Genomic DNA, 16,466 nt, shown 5'->3' on the forward strand with positions numbered 1-16,466 from the left:
CATCATGAGCGCGGGTTCCACGACGGAGGCAGGCCAGGCGCTGCAAGGCGGCAGCAGCCTGTCGCTCGTGCCGACCTTCGTCGTGGTGGCCGTGGATGCCACGGGATTGGGGATCATCCTGCCCCTGCTCCCATTCTACTCGCAGCGGCTCGGCGCAACACCGTTCATGCTGGGCATGCTGATCTCGGCCTACGCTGTCTGCCAGCTCATAGCCGGACCAGTGGTGGGCATGTTCTCGGACCGCTATGGTCGCCGCAAGGTCCTGCTCGTCAGCCAGATCGGTACGTTCGTCGGCTTTGCTCTGCTCGCGCTGGCAACCAACCTGACCCTGGTCTTTCTCGCCCGGATCATCGACGGTCTGACCTCGGGCAACATCTCAGTGGCGCATGCCTATGCGGCCGAGCACAGCGCGCCGTCGACGCGCAAGCAGGCGCTCGGGATGACCAGCGGAGCGATTGGCACGGGCCTGCTGCTGGGACCGGCGCTCTCCGGCTTTCTCGTCCATTACGGCGACACCGCGCCAGTGTGGGCCGCCGCGGCACTATCGCTCATCAGCATTTTGGCGACGGTCAGCCTGCTGCCGCCCGACCATCCCGCCTCCGAGCCGCTCTATCATCACCGCGTACCCCAAGCCGAGGTGACGCGTGCGATCGTCGGCATGCGTCATGCGTGGCGGGTGCTCGGTCTCCTGATCGTGTTCTTCTTCGTCAACTCGATGTTCCTGTCGCAGATCGGCCTGTTTCTGTCGGCGCGGTTCTCATGGGACGGGCATCCATTCGGCGCGCGCGAGCTCGGCTGGGTGTTCGCCTATGCCGGCCTCATCAACATGGTTGTTCAAGGCCTGCTGATTACGCGCGCGAACCGCTTTGCATCCGACCGCGGCATCGTACTACTGGCGTTCGCGTGCATGGCGCTCGGATTTTCCGGCCTCGCGATCGGAAACAGCAACAGCCTGTTCGCCATATTCCTGACCCTGATCATCATCGGCACCATGTTCACCCGCAGCACGCTGACGGCGGAATTGTCACGCAGCGCCGCGATCAACCGCCAAGGCATGATCATGGGCCTCAACCAGTCGCTGATGTCGGGCGCCAACATCACCGCGCCGCTCCTGAGCGGCGTGCTGATCGGTCATCGGCTCTACGTCGTCTGGGCGCTCGCGATGGCAGCCATCGCGGCAATTGGAGCGGCACTGACCTACCGATTGCCCGCCTCGCCCCGGGCGCGCTAGGCGCCTGCCTCAGTTGGCTTCGTAGACGTCGGGATCGTAGCTCGAGCTCGGCTTCCTGAAGGCGTTGCGGAGCGCTGGTGACATCGGGACGTTGAAATTGATCCCGTTCGGCGGCACCGGCGATTGCAGCCACTTCTTGTAGAGCACCTCGATCTCCGGGCTCTGGTAGAGCTCGGCGGTAGCGCGGTCGGCGAGCGCCTTGAACGGCGCGTCGTCCTTGCGCAGCATGATCCCGAATGGCTCAGCCTTTGAGAAGCTCTCGTCGCTGATCATGTAGAGCGACGGCTCCTTCGAACGCGCGATCGCTACCGCGAGCTGCACGTCGTCGAGCGCATAGGCCTGCGCGCGATCGGTCTCCAGCATCAGAAAACCCTCGGCCTGATCCTTGGCCGGAAGAATATTGATTCCGAGATTGCGCTGCGTATTGACCTTGGCGAGCTGGTTCAAGTTGACCGATCCGGCCACCGCTGTGACGGACTTGCCCTTGAGATCGTCGATCGTATTGAGCTTCTCCGCCTTCTTGGCCGCGAACCGCGTCGCGCTCAGAAAATGCGTATTGGTGAAGGCCACCTGCTTCTGGCGGTCGGCGTTATTGGTGGTCGCCGAGCAGTGCAGATCGAGCGTGCCGTTGACCATCAGCGGGATACGGTTCGATGACGTCACGGGCGTGAACTCGACGGCGATCTCGGGCACACCGAGCTGCTTCTTCACGGCATCGACGATTTTGAGGCAAATATCGAGCGCGAAGCCGACGGGCCTCTGGTCGCCGTCCAGATAGCTGAAGGGAATGGACGCTTCCTGGTAGCCGAGCGTGATCTTCTTCGTCTCCTTGACCTTCTCGAGCGTGCCTCCGAGGTCTTCGGCTGCAACCGGTCCGGTCACAAGGGCAAGGACGAAAAGCACGGCACTGAGGCGCATCAATCTCTCCTGGCGTCGTGTCGACTTCGGGCATCTATGCCCAGGCCGCGACGAGCCCCTGAGCCGATACGCAATTCCCTGTGTATCGTAGCCCACATCGGCTGCGATGAGTACGAGCGGCTGTTTCTACCTGCTATCGCGTATTTATATTGCGCTGGACGAATCGGACGAGCGCTCCTTCGCGTCGATCCAGATTCCCGCCTGCGAATGCTCGCGGATGTGGTTGACCAGGAAGTCGGAAAACACCCTGATCTTGGCGGGGAGCCTGACGCGGTTCTGGTAGGCGATGTTCATCGTAAGCAAAGGCAGCTCCCAGTCCATCAACAGCGGCACGAGCTGGCCGGAGGAAATGTCGCCCTGCACGATATAAAGTGGCTGGATGAGGATGCCGAGGCCGGCGAGCGCGGCGCCGCGGATCACCTGGCCGTCATTGCTGTCGAGCGTCGGCGCAATGCGGACGGTCTGGACCACATTGTCCTTGCTGAGCCGCAGCGAATAGGGATCGTTGGCGAGGTTGTAGATCAGCATGTCGTGGCGCGCGAGATCGGCGGGATGCTCCGGCCGTCCTTGCCTTGCCAGATAGGACGGTGCTGCCGCCAGCACGCGCCGCATCTGGCCGATGCGACGGACGACGATGTTGGAGTCGGGCTCGTGTTCCCTGGTGCGGATCGCGACGTCGATGCCCGCCTCGATGAAATCGGGATAGCGGTTGGCGGTGATGATCTGCACGTTGAGCTTTGGATAGAGCGCGCGGAACGCCGGCAGCATCGGTGCGAGATAGATCATGGCAAACGACAGTGAGCTCGTGACCCGCAGCATGCCCTTCGGCGACAGCGCGCGGTCCGAGACTGCGTCCTCGGCTTCGGCGAGTTCGTTCAAGAGCGTACTGCAACGTTGCAACAGCTCTTGCCCTGCTTCCGTCAGCCACTGCCGACGCGTGTTGCGCTCGATCAGCCTCACCGCGAGCCGCTCCTCCAGCGCGCTGAGGTGCCGGCTCGCCGCCGCATTCGACATCCGCAACGTCTCGGCCGCCTTGGAAAGGCTGCCGAGTTCGGCCGTTTTGGAGAAGACTTCGAGCTGGAGAAGGCGGTCCATTTTTGCGCAACTCGGAAAAGAGACTTACGATTTTTGGCCTTTATTTCCGATTTCTGCAAGGCAAAATGCCTCCAACAAAGCAAGATGACCGGCGAGGAAATCAGGAAAATGTCGGGCCCGATCAGGCACATCGTGATGTGGCGGCTGCGCGGGGAGACGCCTGCGGAGCGCTCCGCTGCCCGGCTCAAGGTAAAAACCCTTTTCGAGGGCCTGAAGGGGCAGATCGACGGCCTCATCCATATCGAGGTCGGCCTCGACGTCAGCGATGTCGACTACGCCTGCGACGTCGTGCTGTTCTCCGAATTCGCCGACCAGGCCGCGCTTCAGGCCTATGCAACCCATCCGGAGCACCTGCGCGTCCGCGAGGAGCTCGGCGACTTGCGGATCGGCCGCTTCCAGGTCGATTATCCCATCAAAGAGACCGGCGCATGATCGGTTCGTTCACCTTCGAAAACCTCCCCTGCCGCGTCGTATTCGGCAGCGGAACGCTTGCTGCGGCCAAGGCCGAGGTCGAGCGGCTCGGCGGCAAGCGTGCGCTGGTGCTGACGACGCCGCAGCAGGAGGCGCAGGGCAAAAACCTCGGCGTTGCACTCGGCCCGCTCTATGCCGGCCTCTTTGCCGGCGCCACGATGCACACCCCCGTCGAGGTCACCGCGAAGGCGCTCGCGGCGATGAAGGCCTGTGACGCCGACTGCGTCGTCTCGCTCGGCGGCGGCTCGACCACGGGCCTTGGCAAGGCGCTGGCGTTACGCACCGGCGTCAACCAGCTCTGCATCCCCACCACCTATGCCGGCTCCGAGATGACGCCGATCGTCGGCCAGACCGAGAATGGCCTCAAGACGACGGTGCGCGATGCGGCCGTGCTGCCGGAGACCGTGATCTACGATGTCGACCTGACCTTGACGCTGCCGGTCGGCCTGGCAGCGACTTCCGGCATCAATGCGATTGCGCACGCGGTCGAAGCGCTTTACGCGCGCGATGCCAATCCCGTGACCTCGCTGATGGCGGAAGAAGGCATCCGTGCGCTCGCCCGTGCCCTGCCCGCCATCGCCGCGAAGAGCGATGACCGCGAGGCCCGCACCGAAGCGCTGTATGGCGCCTGGCTCTGCGGCGTCTGCCTCGGCACCGTCGGCATGGCTCTTCATCACAAGCTCTGCCACACGCTCGGCGGCACATTCGATCTTCCGCACGCTGAGACCCACACCATCGTGCTGCCGCATGCGTTGGCCTACAATGCGCCCGCCGTGCCCGATGCGATGATGCGTATCTCGCGTGCGATCGGCGCGGCCGATGCATCGCGGGGACTCTACGACCTTGCGAAGCGGCTGAATGCAAAGCTGGCGCTGCGCGACATCGGCATGCCCGAGGGCGGCATCGACAAGGCGGCTGATCTCGCGGTCACTAACGCCTACTGGAATCCGCGCCCCCTCGAGCGCAACGCCATCCGCGACTTGATCGCGCGCGCCTGGGCGGGCGAGCCGCCGGCCGCAACCAAAGCGGTGGCCTGAGGCGATGCGGCGCACGCTGATCAAGTCAGCAACCATCATCAGCATGGATGATGCGGTTGGCGATCTCCCTACCGGCGACGTGCTGGTCGAGGGCAACCGGATCGTTGACGTGCGCCCCGGCATCGAGCTTGGCAGCGGAGCGGCCGAGACTGAGGTCATCGACGGCACGGGGCGTATCGTCATTCCGGGTCTGATCAACGCCCATATGCACACCTGGCAGACGGCATTGCGCGGGTTTGCCGCGAACTGGACGCTGCTCGAATATTTCCGCCGCATGCATGCAGGGCTGGCGACCGTGTTCCGGCCCGACGACATCTATATCGCAACGCTGGTCGGCGCGCTGAACCAGATCAATTGCGGCACCACGACGCTGGTTGACTGGTGCCACAACAATCCGACGCCTGACCACACCGACGCGGCCGTGCGCGGCCTGATCGAGAGCGGTATTCGCGCGGCCTTCTTTCATGGCTCGCCGAAACCCGAGCCAAAACCCGGCGAGCCGCATTTCTCGGAGATCCCGCATCCGCGCCGCGAGGTCGAGCGGTTGCTGGCGGGTCCCCTCGCCGATCGTAACGGCCTTGTCACGCTTGGACTTGCCATTCTCGGCCCGCATTATGCGACGCTCGACGTCGCCACGCGTGACTTCCGCCTGGCGCGAGAGCTTAACCTGATCGCATCGATGCATCAGGGCGGCGGTCCGGCCAAGACTGCGGACGGCTGGGAGAAGCTGATCGAGGCGGGCCTCGTCGGGACCAATGTCAACATCGTTCACGGCAACGACCTCTCCGACGACCTCCTGCAACGCCTGGTCGATCTCGGCGTGTCGTTCTCGGTGACACCGGAGAACGAGATGATCCAGGGCCACGGCTTTCCGATCACCGGCCGGCTCCTGAAGCGCGGCGTTCGACCGACGATCGGCATTGATCTCGAATCCGTGCTGGCCGGCGATCTCTTCTCTGCCGCCCGCGTCGCTCTATCGATACAGCGGGCGCTCGACAATGCCGAGTCGCGCAACGCCAGCGGCACGATTCCAGCGACGACGACGATTCCGGCGCGCGAGGCGCTGCGCTGGATCACGCTCGAGGGCGCCCGCATGCTCGGCCGCGACGGCCAGATCGGCTCGCTCATGCCGGGCAAGCTCGCCGACCTCGTGGTCATCAATGCCTCCGATCTCAATCTCTTTCCGGTCCACGATCCCGTCGCCACCGTCGTGATGCAGACGAGCCTTGCCAATATCGAGGCCGTGATGATCGGCGGCGTCTGGAAGAAGCGGAACGGCAGGCTGCTGGTTGACGAACTGGAGCGGAAGAAGGAGCTGCTCGCACAATCGGGGCGGCGTCTGGTGCAGGACATCGAACGACAAGGACGCGCCGCCTGAGGCGCCAACGGACAACAAGAATGACGAACGCTTCGAAAAACATCGCTTTCATCGGCATCGGCAAGATGGGCCTGCCGATGTCGGCACTCGTCGCCAAGGCCGGCTATGCCGTGACCGCCTTCGACCCAAGTGCGGCTCGCATCGCTGCCGCACGCGAACAGGGCATCGCCATTGCGGCCTCACCGGCCGACGCGGTCAGCGGCCGGGCTGCGGTGATCACCTCCCTGCCTGACGATGGCGCGCTGCGCGCTTTGATGCTCGGCCCAACCGGTCTGATCGGCGCGATGGCGCCGGGAGCCGTGCTGATCGAAACCAGCACAGTCAGCGCGGAGGCCTCCGCTGAGGTCGATGCCGCCGCACGGGCGCGCGGCGTCGCCTATCTGCGCGCGCCGGTCTCCGGTAACGCCAGCATCGTCCACACGGGCGCGCTGACCTGCTTCGTCTCGGGGCCGAAGGACGTCTTCGGGGCCGCAAAGCCGCTGTTCGCAACCTTCACGCGCGCGCAGACCTATCTCGGGCCCGGTGAAGAAGCGCGCTACGCAAAACTCGCCGTCAACCTGATGATTGCTGTGTCGGCCGCCATGATGGCCGAGAGCCTGGCGCTCGCTCGAAAGGGCGGCATCGCCTGGCATGACATTCTGAAGGTGCTCGACGACAGCGCGGTTGCCTCTCCCATGGTGAAGTACAAGACCGCGCCGCTCAGGACGCGCGATTTCGAGTCGACCTTCTCCTGCAAGCAGATGGCCAAGGATCTCGATCTCATCCTCGGCGCCGGCCACGCCGTCGGCGTGCCGCTCCAGCTCGCGGCACAGGTGCGCGAGATTTATGGCTCACTGGTTGCGCAAGGCGATGGTGAAACCGACTTCATCGCGACCGTCAAGCATCTCGAACGGCTGTCAGGGCTTGGCGAACCAAAACTCTGATCAACGGAGGCAACGTTGCGTAACTTCAATGAGAACACGATCACCGACGCCGTGCTCGAGCGGATCGAGGGCGCGACCGATCCGCGGATCAAGCAAGTGAGCGAGGCGCTGGTGCGCCACCTTCATGCCTTCGTGCGCGAGGTGCGGCCGACCCAGAAGGAATGGGAGTACGGCATCGACTTCCTCACCCGCACCGGCCACATGTGCGATGACAAGCGCCAGGAGTTCATCCTGCTATCGGATACGCTCGGCGTTTCCATGCTGGTCGACGCCATCAATCATCCGGTGCCGGAGGGCGCGACCGAGACCACGGTGCTCGGCCCCTTCTTCGTGCAGGCCGCCCCGGAGAAAAACAGCGGCGAGGACATCTCCGGCACCATGGAAGGTGATCCGATGCTGGTCACAGGCACCGTCTCGGCCGAGGACGGCGGGCCGCTGGTGGGCGCAGTGGTGGATGTCTGGCATTCCGACGGCGATGGATATTATGACGTGCAGCAACTCGATGAGATCGGCGATCTCGCGATGCGCGCGCGCTTCCACACCGATGCCGACGGCCGCTTCCATTTCTGGTCGATCAAGCCCGCCGCATACCCAATTCCGCATGATGGGCCGGTCGGCGAGATGCTGGAGGCGCAGGGCCGCCATCCCTGGCGCCCGGCACACGTGCATTTCATGATCTCCGCGCCAGGCTTCGAACAGCTCGTGACGCATGTGTTCGTCGCCGGCGACAAGTACCTCGACAGCGACGTGGTGTTCGGCGTCAAGGACAGCCTGATCCGCGAGTTCGTCCGTCATCCACCAGGTCGTGCGCCGGATGGCCGCATGGTGGGGGCTGAGTATTTTCATCTCAACTATGATTTCGGCTTGAAGCAGGTTGCGAGCAACGCAAGAGCTGCTTAAGCCGGATCACGGCTGAAAGGACCGACAAGAGTCCGGCAAATCGAGCTTTTTGGAGAGGACGGACGATGGAGGAGGCTGACACACCGCTGCTCGAGCTGCGCGGCATCAGCAAGGAGTTTCCGGGCGTCAAGGCGCTGGACGACGTGTCCTTCGCCGTGTTTCCCGGCGAGGTGCACATGCTGCTCGGCGAGAACGGCGCCGGCAAGTCTAGCCTGATGAAGGTGCTGTGCGGCGCCTACCGCGCCGATGCAGGCGAGTTCTATTACAAGGGCAAGAAGGTCGCGATGTCGTCGACCGCCGACGCGCAGAAGCTCGGCATTGCCGTCATCTTCCAGGAATTCTCGCTCGTCCCCTATCTCGACATCGCTCAAAACATCTTCCTCGGCCGCGAGCCGAAGGGCCGCATCCCCGGCACCATCGACCGCCGCAAGATCCTGTCCGATGCCAAGCGCGTGCTCGATACCATCGGCTTCGACATCGATCCCTCCATCACCATCGACAAGCTCGGCGTCGCCCAGCAGCAGATGGTCGAGATCGCGAAGGCGATCAGCCAGAACGCGCGCATCCTTGTCATGGACGAGCCGACCGCGGCGCTGTCAGACCGCGAGACCGAGCTCCTGTTCGCGCTGATCGCGCGGCTGAAGGCCGACGGGGTCGCGATCGTCTACATCTCGCACCGCATGGCCGAGGTGTTCGCGCTCGGCGACCGCATCACCATCCTTCGCGACGGCCGGCGTATCGACGGCGTCCGGCCGGCCGACGTCACGCCCGACCAGCTCGTGCGCATGATGGTCGGCCGCACCGTCGACATGACTTATCCGCGCAACTTCGTCGACAAGCCCGGCCAGGTGTTGCTCAGCGTCAAGGGCCTGACCTCGCCAACCGGCATTTCCGACATCGACATCGAGGTATGTCAGGGCGAGATCGTCGGCCTCTGCGGCCTCGTCGGCTCCGGCCGAAGCGAGGTCGCGCGCGCCATCTTCGGCGCAGATCCCGTGACATCAGGCGAGATCGTTTTTGACGGCAAGACGATCTCCGGTGAGCCCGACGTCGCCGCGCGACGCGGCATCGCCCTGATTCCTGAGAGCCGGAAGAGCGAGGGCCTCGCTCTGCTCCGCTCGGTCGGCGACAATCTCGTGGTGTCGGCGCTGAGAAAGCTGTTCCCGAGTGGCCTGTTCGATCAACGCCGCGCACAGCGCACGTCAGACAATCTGATCCGGCAACTCAGGATCGCCACGCCGAATGCCCGGCAGACCGTCGGCCTGCTGTCCGGCGGCAACCAGCAGAAGGTCGTGATCGGCAAATGGCTCGCCGCGGGTGCAAAGCTCTTCATCTTCGACGAGCCGACGCGCGGCATCGACATCGGCGCCAAGTCAGAGATCTTTGCGCTGATCGACCGGCTGGTCGCCGAGGGCGCAGCTGCGTTGATGATCTCGTCCGAGCAGGTCGAGATCTGCCATGTCTGCGACCGCGCCTATGTGATGCGCGAGGGCCGCATCGCCGGGCATCTGTCGCGCACTGAGCTGACCGAGGAGAACATCGTGCGACTGGGAATGCATCATGCGTGAGGCCGCAGTCGTTTCGCAACCAAATCCGCTCCAGCGCATTCCCGGCGTCGCTGTCGTGCTGGTGCTCCTGATCGCGCTGTTCGGGGCGGTCGCACCCGGCTTCCTGTCGGTCGCGAATCTCTCAAACGTGCTGGTGCAGTCGACGATCCTGACCATGCTCGCGCTGCCGATGACGTTGATCATCATGACCGAAGGCCTGGACCTCTCGATGGGCGCAGTGCTGACGCTGACCTCCCTCTGCGTCGCCATCGTGTCGCTCGCGACCAAGTCGATGCTGCTTGGGCTAGGCGCCGGCGTGCTGGTCGGCGCCGCCTTTGGCACCATCAACGGCTGGCTGGTCGCCGTTCTCGGGATTCCGCCCTTCGTCGCGACGCTCGGCACGCTCGGCATGGCGCAGGGCTTGTCGCTGATCGTCTCCGACGGCCAGAGCGTCGTCGGCATCCCCCACAGTGTGCGTGATATCTATTCATCCACCTTGCTCGGCGTGCCCGTGCCGATCGTGATGGCACTCGTGACTTACGCGTTCTTTCATGCCCTGCTCTATCACACCCGCTTCGGCACCTACATCTTCGCGCTCGGGGGAAATCGCGAGGCGCTGAGATATGCCGGCCGCTCGCCGAACCGGCTGCTGATCGCTGTCTACGCGATTGGCGGCACCATGGCCGGCGTCGCGGGGCTCTTGATGACCGCGCGCATGAATTCCGGCCACCCGACCGCCGGTCTCGGACTGGAATTCGATGCGATTGCGGCGGTTGCGGTTGGCGGCACCTCATTCGAGCGCGGCAATGGCTGGCTGCTCGGTACCGTGCTCGGCGTGATCGCGGTGGGCGTCCTGCGCAACGGCCTCAATCTGATCTCGTTGCCATCCTCTGTGCAGGTCGCAAGCGTCGGCGTCCTCGTCATCGTCGCGCTGTTCCTGGACGGCATCAGGAGCCGCTCATGACCGACATCACCAAGGAGGCCATCTCGCCGCCCCGCTCCTTCCTGTCGCAGGATGCGATCCAGGTATTCTACCGGTTGCTCGCGGCACTGCTGATCTGTGCGGTGCTCGCGGTCCTCAGCGACTCCTTCCTGAGCCTCGGCAACATCCTCAACGTGCTGCGGCAGGCGAGCCTGACCTTCTTCATTGCCTCGGGCCTGACGCTGGTGGTGCTGACCGCCGGGCTCGATCTCTCCGTCGGCGCCAATGTCGCTCTCTCAGCCTGCCTTGCCGGCACCGTGATCCATCAAACCGGCTCGCCGGCGCTGGGCATCCTTACCGCGCTGGTGGCCGGTGGCGTCGTTGGTCTCCTTAACGGCGTCATGGTGACGGCGCTGCGCATCCCCTCCTTCATCGCCACCTACGGCATGCTCTGGGTGCTGAACGGCCTGACCTATTGGTACATGGCCGGCGACACCATTCACGGCTTCCCCGCCGGCTTCCGGCAGATCGGCAGCGGCTATCTCTTCGGCCTGCCGATCCCGGTCTACCTGCTCCTGATCTTCCTTGCGATCGGCACACTGTTCGCGCAGCGGACAATCTGGGGCCAGGAGATCTATGCGATCGGTGCCAATCCGATTGCCGCGCGGCTCTCCGGAATTCCGGTCGCGCGCCGGCTGTTGCTGGTCTACGCCGTCTCCGGCACCATGGCGGGGCTTGCGTCGATCATCTTCCTGTCGCGGCTCAATTCGGCGGAGGCCGACATCGGCGAAAGCCTGACGCTGCCGGCGATCGCGGCCGTGCTGATTGGCGGCACGTCGCTGTTCGGCGGCGTCGGCACGGTATTCGGCACCTTCGTCGGCGCGCTGATCCTGACGCTGGTGCTCAACGGCATGAACCTGCTCTCGGTTAGTGCCAACTGGCAGCCGCTCGTCACCGGCGTCATCGTCGTTCTCGCGGTCTGGCTCGATATGAAGACACGCCGCCGCACGCAATGAGTTCTTTCGCGAAAATCCAACAAACCAAAATGAGGGATGGAGATTACATGAAATCGAAATTGGGCCACCTCGCACTACCGATTCTGATGGCAGCCGCGTTCACGACGCAGGCCCGCGCCGACGGCGAGACCATCGCGGTCTTCACAAAGAACCAGACCAACCCCTACTTCCAGACCGTGCGCGTCGGGGCGGACGTCGCAGCCAAGGCGCTCAACGCCAAGACGTTGCACTACATCCCGACCAAGCCGGACTCGATTCCCGAGCAGCTCAGCCAGATCGAGGACGTCGTGGTGAAGAAGCCGAGCGCCATCGTCTTCATTCCCGTCGACTACAAGGCCATGGTGCCAGGCGTCGAGAAGATCAACGACGCCAAGATCCCCGTCGTTAACATCACCGACCGTTCCGCCGGCGGCAAGTTCGTCTCCTTCGTCGGCGCCGACGATTACAGCCTCGGGCTCGAGACCGCGCGCTATCTGCTGAAAACGCTCGGCGGCAAGGGGAACATCGTCATCATCGAGGGCGTCAAGGGCTCGCTGACCAATGTCGATCGGATCAGAGGCTTCAACGATGCGATCAAGGAAGCTCCGGGCGCAAAGCTGCTGGCCTCGCAGCCCGCCAATTACCAGCGGCTGCAAGCCCTCCAGGTGATGGAGAACCTGATGCAGTCCAACTCGCAGATCGACGGCGTGCTCGCCGCCAACGACGCCATGGCGGTCGGAGCGATCGAGGCGCTGGACGGCGCCAATCGCAAGGCGCAGGTGATCGGCATCAACGGCACCAAGGAAGCCATCGACGCCATCAAGTCCGGCAAGCTGCTCGCGAGCGGTGACTATAACGGCTTTGCGCAGGGCTGCCTCGGCACCATGATGGCAATCCGTAATCTGCGCGAGCAACCCGTCGTCGCCGAGATCGTGCTCAAGCCCACCGTGATCACGAAGGACAACTACCAGCCCTTCGATCAACCGCTCGAGCAGCGAACCTGCCCGACGTGGGAAGAAGCGCAAAAGCTCGGCTCGAAATAGGCATCGTTGACAATCAGGGACGGTCGTCAGAACGGCCGTCCCAAGATACCGGAGATATCATGCTGTTCGCTATCCACGCCGTCGACCGCGCCGGCGCGCTGCCGACCCGGCTCGCCAACTACGACGCGCACAAGGTGTTCCTGAACGACACCTCGCGCTTCGGGGTCAAAATCGTCATGTCTGGCCCGCTCGTCTCCGACGACGGCGAGAAGATGATCGGCAGCTTGTTCCTGATCGAGGCGCCCGGACGCGCCGAGGTCGAGGCCTTTAACGGCGCCGATCCCTTTGCCGCAGCCGGCATCTGGGAGAAGGTCACCATCACGGGATTCCTGCGGCGGCAGGGCTGACGGGCGCCGGACGACTCAGGCGTCGATGCCGCGCTGAACCAGGATGCGCTCGGCGCTGTCGTTCCAGACGTCCATCTTGGTGATCTTGCCGCCCCGCACTACGAAACGATCGACGTAGCGATTGCCTTCGAAAGGTGTGCCGTCATGCCATTCGCCGTAGAGCGTGCCGACACTGTAGACAACGGTCTCGCCCTCGCCCGGGCAGACGTCGAACCGGTCCATCTTCTTTTTGACCCAGCGATAGCGCTTGGCATTGAAGCCAGTCGGCCCGCGCGGATGGTCGAATTCGCGGCCACCGGTGAAGGTGATCACCGTACCCGGCGCCATGTAGACCGCCGCGGCCTCCGGGTCGGGAATCATCGAGGCCGTCAGATAGGCTTCGACGATCTCGGCGTCGGACATGGTTTTGCTTGGGACTTTTGCGGCAACGGACATGGCGCTTCTCCGAAAGATGCGGGATACTAACCCTGGGCTGCTGGATTGCATGCATATAATTTGAACATTCCCGCACTCATTTGCTGGATATCTGGAGGTGCCCCCGCAGGGCACGCTCCCGTACGCTTACGCCGTAGAGTGCTGGTGCCATGACGAGCCGAACCGCCTTCGACCTGATCTTCCGCAACGCGCTGATGCGCGGCGCCACCGCTCCCGCCGATATCGGCATTTCCCAAGGCAAGATCGCCGCGATCGAGCCGCGCCTTCAGGCCGAAGCCGTCGAGATCGACCTCCAAGGTCGGCTCGTGCTGCCCGGCTTCGTCGACACCCACATCCACCTCGACAAGGCCTGCCTGCTCGGCCGCTGCGGGCATGACCACGGCAGTCTCAGCGACGCCATCCGCGCCGTCTCGGCGATGAAGCGCGATTTCACGGTTGAGGACGTCTATGCCCGCGGCGCCAGGGTCCTGGAACGCGCAATCGTGCACGGCACGACGCGGATGCGCACCCATGTCGAGATCGATCCGCGAATCGGCCTGCGCAGCCTCGAGGCTGTCAAAGCCCTGAGGCGCGACTATGCCTGGGCGCTCGATCTGTCGCTCTGCGTCTTTCCGCAGGAGGGGCTGACCAACGATCCCGGAGCTGAGGAGCTCTTGGTCCAGGCGCTGCGCGACGGCGGCGAGGTGATTGGCGGCTGTCCCTATACCGACAGCGATCCGAACGCGCATCTTAAGCGCATCTTCGACCTCGCCCAGGAATTCGATGTCGATGTCGATCTCCATCTCGACTTCGATCTCGATGCGTCCTGGTCGCATCTCGACGAAGTGTGCCGGCAGACCGAACAGCGCGGCTATCAGGGCCGCGTCTCGATCGGCCATGTCACAAAGCTCTCCGCGCTAGCGCCGGAGCGCCTGAGACCAGTGGTCGAACGGCTCGCAAAAACCGGTGTCGCCGTGACGGTGCTGCCGGCGACCGATCTCTATCTGATGGGCCGTGATGCCACGCACAACGTGCCGCGCGGCATTACGGTGGCCCACAAGCTCGTCGCGAGCGGCGTGCTGTGCTCCGTTGCGACCAACAATGTGCTCAATCCCTTCACGCCGTTCGGCGATGCGTCGCTGCTGCGGATGGCGAACTTCTACGCCAACGTCGCGCATGCATCAGTCGGCGAGTTCGACACCTGCCTCGATCTCGTCACCGATTTGCCGGCGCGACTGATGAACTTGAAAAACTACGGCCTCAAAAACGGCAACCCGGCCGATTTCGTCGTGCTCGATACGCGCGACGGCCGCTTTGCAGTCGCCGAACTGCCGGAGATCATGATGGGCTTCAAGAACGGCCGGCCGGTCTTTGAACGGCAACAAGCCGTCCTGTTTCCGCCCTCAAACTCGGGCAAACCGCGCGCCGTCATCCCTCACGCTTGATCTTTGCCAGGATGCGGTCCGCCTCTGTGCGCCAGTCGGCGCTGCGGGCGAATTCCTTGGAGCCCCTGATGCCGAACAGGCCTTCGTCGGCGAGATCGGCGACCCAGGCCTGCCGCTCGGCGGTGCCCTGGGCCGACCATGGGGTCAGCCCCGCCTCTCGCACGGTCTCGGCAACCTCGCGCACTTCCTCGGCGCGACGGCGGCCGTGCTCGATCACGCGCTGGAAGAAATAAGCGCCCTGCTTCTCCCAGTTGATGCCCGGAAAGGTTTCCGCGAGCGACGCCAGCACTGCATCCTCGACGCCATAGGCGCGCGCCGTGGTAAAGCTCTCGATGACCATGGCTTCCAGGCCCTTGATCATGATGCTCCGGCACATCTTCACCGCCGAGGAGACGCCGAGCTTGTCGCTCGCGACCTTGGCGGCAAAGCCGATCGCATTGAGAAGCGGCTCGAGCTCCCGTGCGCCGGGGCCACCGAGCAGCAGCGGCACCTTGATGCGATAAGGCGGCACAGAGGTCATCACCGCGCCCTCGACATAGCGTCCGCCGGCGTCGTCGATCAGCTTGGCGGCACGCTGCTTGGCGCCGGGCGAGGCCGAGTTGAAGTCGAGGAACCAGGCCCCCTGGTTGATCGCGCCTGCGCAGGCTTGCGCCACCGAGACAGCCTGGCTTGCGGTGACAGCGGAGACGATGAGGTCGGATTTTGCGGTCAGATCAGCGTGCGAGGCAACCAACGCAACGCCGCGCTTCGTGGCGTGATCTCGCAAGGCCGCGCCCTGCTCGTTCCCGAGCTTGAGGTCGAAGGCCGCGACCTTGATGTCCTGCTGGCGCAGGTCCTCCGCGAGGATCTTGCCGACCTCGCCATAACCGACAAGTCCTATCTGCCATCGCCTGGGATCACCGGACATCATCAGTTCATCCTTCGCGTGGTGTCGTCAAAGAGCTCCTCGACCGCAAAGCGGCGCGGGATCAGCGCCTGCTGGTAGGCGTAGTCGATGATCAGCTCCAGCGGCCTGCGATTGGCTTCGACCCCGAAGGGCAGGAGATCGGGCGAGGCGGACACGCCTGCCTTCGCCTTTCCGGCTGTCAGAAGATCGTACACGCCGGCGACGACGTCGGGGCGCGATTTTGCCAGAGCCTCGGTCACGACCACGAGATGGTTGACCGGGACCACGCCACGCCGGGCGTACCAACTCGCGGCCTCCGCGGCCGGATCGGGAAACAGCGGCTTGAGGCGCGGATCGTTCGATGTCTCGCCGAGCACGGCGTCGAGCTCGCCATCGAGCAGCATTTGCTGGATCTTCTTGTCCTTCGGCGCGCGCTCGGTGGTGTCGATATATTCAGCCACGTGCGGATCCTCGAAGGTGATCCAGCTGATCTTGTCGAGATTCACCCCGTAGTCATTGGCGAGAATTCCCCTGATCCAGGCACCGGTCGTGGTCGTGAACGACCGAATGCCGACGCGCTTGCCTTCCAGATCGGACGGGCCGAGCGTGCCGCGCTCGGGATTATACCGCGCGTAAGCGTGCTGGAAGCGGCCGAGCATGGTCGCCGGCAACAGCACCAGCGGCTTGCCGTGGGCTTTCGCCATCAGATAGGTGACGATCGCCATCTCGCAGACATCGAACGCCTGCTCGCGCACCATCGGCTTGAACGCCGTGTTGGTCGGCGTGTACTCGATGAAGTCGAGGTCGAAACGATCGGAGCGGAGCTCTCCGCTCTTTAACGCCTCCACATGTAGATGCGATCCGAGCACGGTCCGCAGCTTGAGACGATCCATCAGCCCGCTCCGCTCTTCGCC

Annotated in this window: 17 protein-coding genes; 12 read left to right on the forward strand and 5 right to left on the reverse strand. The window is 64.0% G+C overall.

Annotation, left to right across the window (positions count from 1 at the left end; all coding sequences use genetic code 11):
* The first annotated feature begins 4 nt into the window (after nucleotides 1–4).
* Complete coding sequence (locus tag SO156_RS07300) at nucleotides 5–1,231, forward strand: MFS transporter (RefSeq protein WP_498534338.1); 1,227 nt, start codon at nucleotides 5–7, stop codon at nucleotides 1,229–1,231.
* Nucleotides 1,232–1,240: 9 nt separating this feature from the next.
* On the opposite strand, the gene SO156_RS07305 is transcribed toward SO156_RS07300, so the two are convergent.
* Together SO156_RS07305 and SO156_RS07310 are read right to left on the reverse strand one after the other, a co-directional pair.
* Nucleotides 1,241–2,149, reverse strand: a complete 909-nt coding sequence (locus SO156_RS07305) for an amino acid ABC transporter substrate-binding protein (protein ID WP_498534339.1) — start codon at nucleotides 2,147–2,149, stop codon at nucleotides 1,241–1,243.
* A gap of 144 nt (nucleotides 2,150–2,293) precedes the next feature.
* Nucleotides 2,294–3,244 (reverse strand): LysR family transcriptional regulator, encoded by a 951-nt coding sequence (locus SO156_RS07310; protein ID WP_458143400.1) that lies wholly within the window; start codon nucleotides 3,242–3,244, stop codon nucleotides 2,294–2,296.
* 108 nt (nucleotides 3,245–3,352) lie between these two features.
* On the opposite strand from SO156_RS07310, the gene SO156_RS07315 reads away from it, so the two are divergent.
* The 10 genes from SO156_RS07315 (at nucleotide 3,353) to SO156_RS07360 (ending at nucleotide 12,807) form a co-directional block, all read left to right on the forward strand.
* Nucleotides 3,353–3,676 (forward strand): Dabb family protein, encoded by a 324-nt coding sequence (locus SO156_RS07315; protein ID WP_458143399.1) that lies wholly within the window; start codon nucleotides 3,353–3,355, stop codon nucleotides 3,674–3,676.
* Nucleotides 3,673–4,752: a maleylacetate reductase gene (locus SO156_RS07320; RefSeq protein ID WP_498534340.1), complete on the forward strand. Its 1,080-nt coding sequence runs from the start codon at nucleotides 3,673–3,675 to the stop codon at nucleotides 4,750–4,752. Before SO156_RS07315 ends, SO156_RS07320 begins: the two co-directional genes overlap by 4 nt.
* 4 nt (nucleotides 4,753–4,756) lie before the next feature.
* A complete protein-coding gene (locus SO156_RS07325) occupies nucleotides 4,757–6,130 on the forward strand; it encodes an amidohydrolase family protein (protein ID WP_498534341.1) in 1,374 nt (457 codons plus the stop codon).
* 20 nt (nucleotides 6,131–6,150) lie between these two features.
* A complete protein-coding gene (locus tag SO156_RS07330; protein ID WP_498534342.1) occupies nucleotides 6,151–7,053 on the forward strand; it encodes an NAD(P)-dependent oxidoreductase in 903 nt (300 codons plus the stop codon).
* A 15-nt stretch (nucleotides 7,054–7,068) separates the two neighbouring features.
* A complete protein-coding gene (locus SO156_RS07335) occupies nucleotides 7,069–7,953 on the forward strand; it encodes an intradiol ring-cleavage dioxygenase (protein ID WP_498534343.1) in 885 nt (294 codons plus the stop codon).
* A gap of 65 nt (nucleotides 7,954–8,018) precedes the next feature.
* Nucleotides 8,019–9,521 (forward strand): sugar ABC transporter ATP-binding protein, encoded by a 1,503-nt coding sequence (locus SO156_RS07340; protein ID WP_498534344.1) that lies wholly within the window; start codon nucleotides 8,019–8,021, stop codon nucleotides 9,519–9,521.
* The gene (locus tag SO156_RS07345; RefSeq protein WP_458143391.1) at nucleotides 9,514–10,464 is read left to right on the forward strand and encodes an ABC transporter permease; all 951 of its coding nucleotides are present in this window, start codon (nucleotides 9,514–9,516) and stop codon (nucleotides 10,462–10,464) included. Before SO156_RS07340 ends, SO156_RS07345 begins: the two co-directional genes overlap by 8 nt.
* The gene (locus tag SO156_RS07350; protein ID WP_458143389.1) at nucleotides 10,461–11,438 is read left to right on the forward strand and encodes an ABC transporter permease; all 978 of its coding nucleotides are present in this window, start codon (nucleotides 10,461–10,463) and stop codon (nucleotides 11,436–11,438) included. Before SO156_RS07345 ends, SO156_RS07350 begins: the two co-directional genes overlap by 4 nt.
* A gap of 47 nt (nucleotides 11,439–11,485) precedes the next feature.
* Nucleotides 11,486–12,460 (forward strand): sugar ABC transporter substrate-binding protein, encoded by a 975-nt coding sequence (locus SO156_RS07355; RefSeq protein WP_498534345.1) that lies wholly within the window; start codon nucleotides 11,486–11,488, stop codon nucleotides 12,458–12,460.
* 59 nt (nucleotides 12,461–12,519) lie between these two features.
* Nucleotides 12,520–12,807: a YciI family protein gene (locus SO156_RS07360; protein WP_458143387.1), complete on the forward strand. Its 288-nt coding sequence runs from the start codon at nucleotides 12,520–12,522 to the stop codon at nucleotides 12,805–12,807.
* A 15-nt stretch (nucleotides 12,808–12,822) separates the two neighbouring features.
* Here the strand turns inward: SO156_RS07360 and SO156_RS07365 are convergent, their stop codons facing one another.
* The gene (locus tag SO156_RS07365) at nucleotides 12,823–13,242 is read right to left on the reverse strand and encodes a nuclear transport factor 2 family protein (RefSeq protein ID WP_458143386.1); all 420 of its coding nucleotides are present in this window, start codon (nucleotides 13,240–13,242) and stop codon (nucleotides 12,823–12,825) included.
* Between the two features lie 149 nt (nucleotides 13,243–13,391).
* Here SO156_RS07365 and SO156_RS07370 point away from each other — a divergent pair, with 149 nt between their 5' ends.
* Nucleotides 13,392–14,666 carry an amidohydrolase family protein gene (locus SO156_RS07370; RefSeq protein WP_498534346.1) on the forward strand — a complete coding sequence of 425 codons (1,275 nt, stop codon included), beginning with the start codon at nucleotides 13,392–13,394 and terminating at the stop codon, nucleotides 14,664–14,666.
* Here the strand turns inward: SO156_RS07370 and SO156_RS07375 are convergent.
* Both SO156_RS07375 and SO156_RS07380 read right to left on the reverse strand, forming a co-directional pair.
* Nucleotides 14,650–15,573: a DUF1932 domain-containing protein gene (locus SO156_RS07375; RefSeq protein ID WP_498534377.1), complete on the reverse strand. Its 924-nt coding sequence runs from the start codon at nucleotides 15,571–15,573 to the stop codon at nucleotides 14,650–14,652. The two genes, SO156_RS07370 and SO156_RS07375, sit on opposite strands and share 17 nt — an antisense overlap.
* A 2-nt stretch (nucleotides 15,574–15,575) precedes the next feature.
* A complete protein-coding gene (locus tag SO156_RS07380; RefSeq protein ID WP_498534347.1) occupies nucleotides 15,576–16,445 on the reverse strand; it encodes a substrate-binding domain-containing protein in 870 nt (289 codons plus the stop codon).
* Between the last annotated feature and the right edge of the window lie 21 nt (nucleotides 16,446–16,466).

It is taken from the genome of Bradyrhizobium sp. UFLA05-125, from assembly GCF_059803515.1.

Bases quoted from the DNA above. Each gene is read 5' to 3' on its own strand.
- SO156_RS07300 (WP_498534338.1), top strand. From the start codon at position 5: ATGAGCGCGGGTTCCACGACGGAGGCAGGCCAGGCGCTGCAAGGCGGC.
- SO156_RS07305 (WP_498534339.1), bottom strand. From the start codon at position 2,149: ATGCGCCTCAGTGCCGTGCTTTTCGTCCTTGCCCTTGTGACCGGACCG.
- SO156_RS07310 (WP_458143400.1), bottom strand. From the start codon at position 3,244: ATGGACCGCCTTCTCCAGCTCGAAGTCTTCTCCAAAACGGCCGAACTC.
- SO156_RS07315 (WP_458143399.1), top strand. From the start codon at position 3,353: ATGTCGGGCCCGATCAGGCACATCGTGATGTGGCGGCTGCGCGGGGAG.
- SO156_RS07320 (WP_498534340.1), top strand. From the start codon at position 3,673: ATGATCGGTTCGTTCACCTTCGAAAACCTCCCCTGCCGCGTCGTATTC.
- SO156_RS07325 (WP_498534341.1), top strand. From the start codon at position 4,757: ATGCGGCGCACGCTGATCAAGTCAGCAACCATCATCAGCATGGATGAT.
- SO156_RS07330 (WP_498534342.1), top strand. From the start codon at position 6,151: ATGACGAACGCTTCGAAAAACATCGCTTTCATCGGCATCGGCAAGATG.
- SO156_RS07340 (WP_498534344.1), top strand. From the start codon at position 8,019: ATGGAGGAGGCTGACACACCGCTGCTCGAGCTGCGCGGCATCAGCAAG.
- SO156_RS07345 (WP_458143391.1), top strand. From the start codon at position 9,514: ATGCGTGAGGCCGCAGTCGTTTCGCAACCAAATCCGCTCCAGCGCATT.
- SO156_RS07350 (WP_458143389.1), top strand. From the start codon at position 10,461: ATGACCGACATCACCAAGGAGGCCATCTCGCCGCCCCGCTCCTTCCTG.
- SO156_RS07355 (WP_498534345.1), top strand. From the start codon at position 11,486: ATGAAATCGAAATTGGGCCACCTCGCACTACCGATTCTGATGGCAGCC.
- SO156_RS07360 (WP_458143387.1), top strand. From the start codon at position 12,520: ATGCTGTTCGCTATCCACGCCGTCGACCGCGCCGGCGCGCTGCCGACC.
- SO156_RS07365 (WP_458143386.1), bottom strand. From the start codon at position 13,242: ATGTCCGTTGCCGCAAAAGTCCCAAGCAAAACCATGTCCGACGCCGAG.
- SO156_RS07370 (WP_498534346.1), top strand. From the start codon at position 13,392: ATGACGAGCCGAACCGCCTTCGACCTGATCTTCCGCAACGCGCTGATG.
- SO156_RS07375 (WP_498534377.1), bottom strand. From the start codon at position 15,573: ATGTCCGGTGATCCCAGGCGATGGCAGATAGGACTTGTCGGTTATGGC.
- SO156_RS07380 (WP_498534347.1), bottom strand. From the start codon at position 16,445: ATGGATCGTCTCAAGCTGCGGACCGTGCTCGGATCGCATCTACATGTG.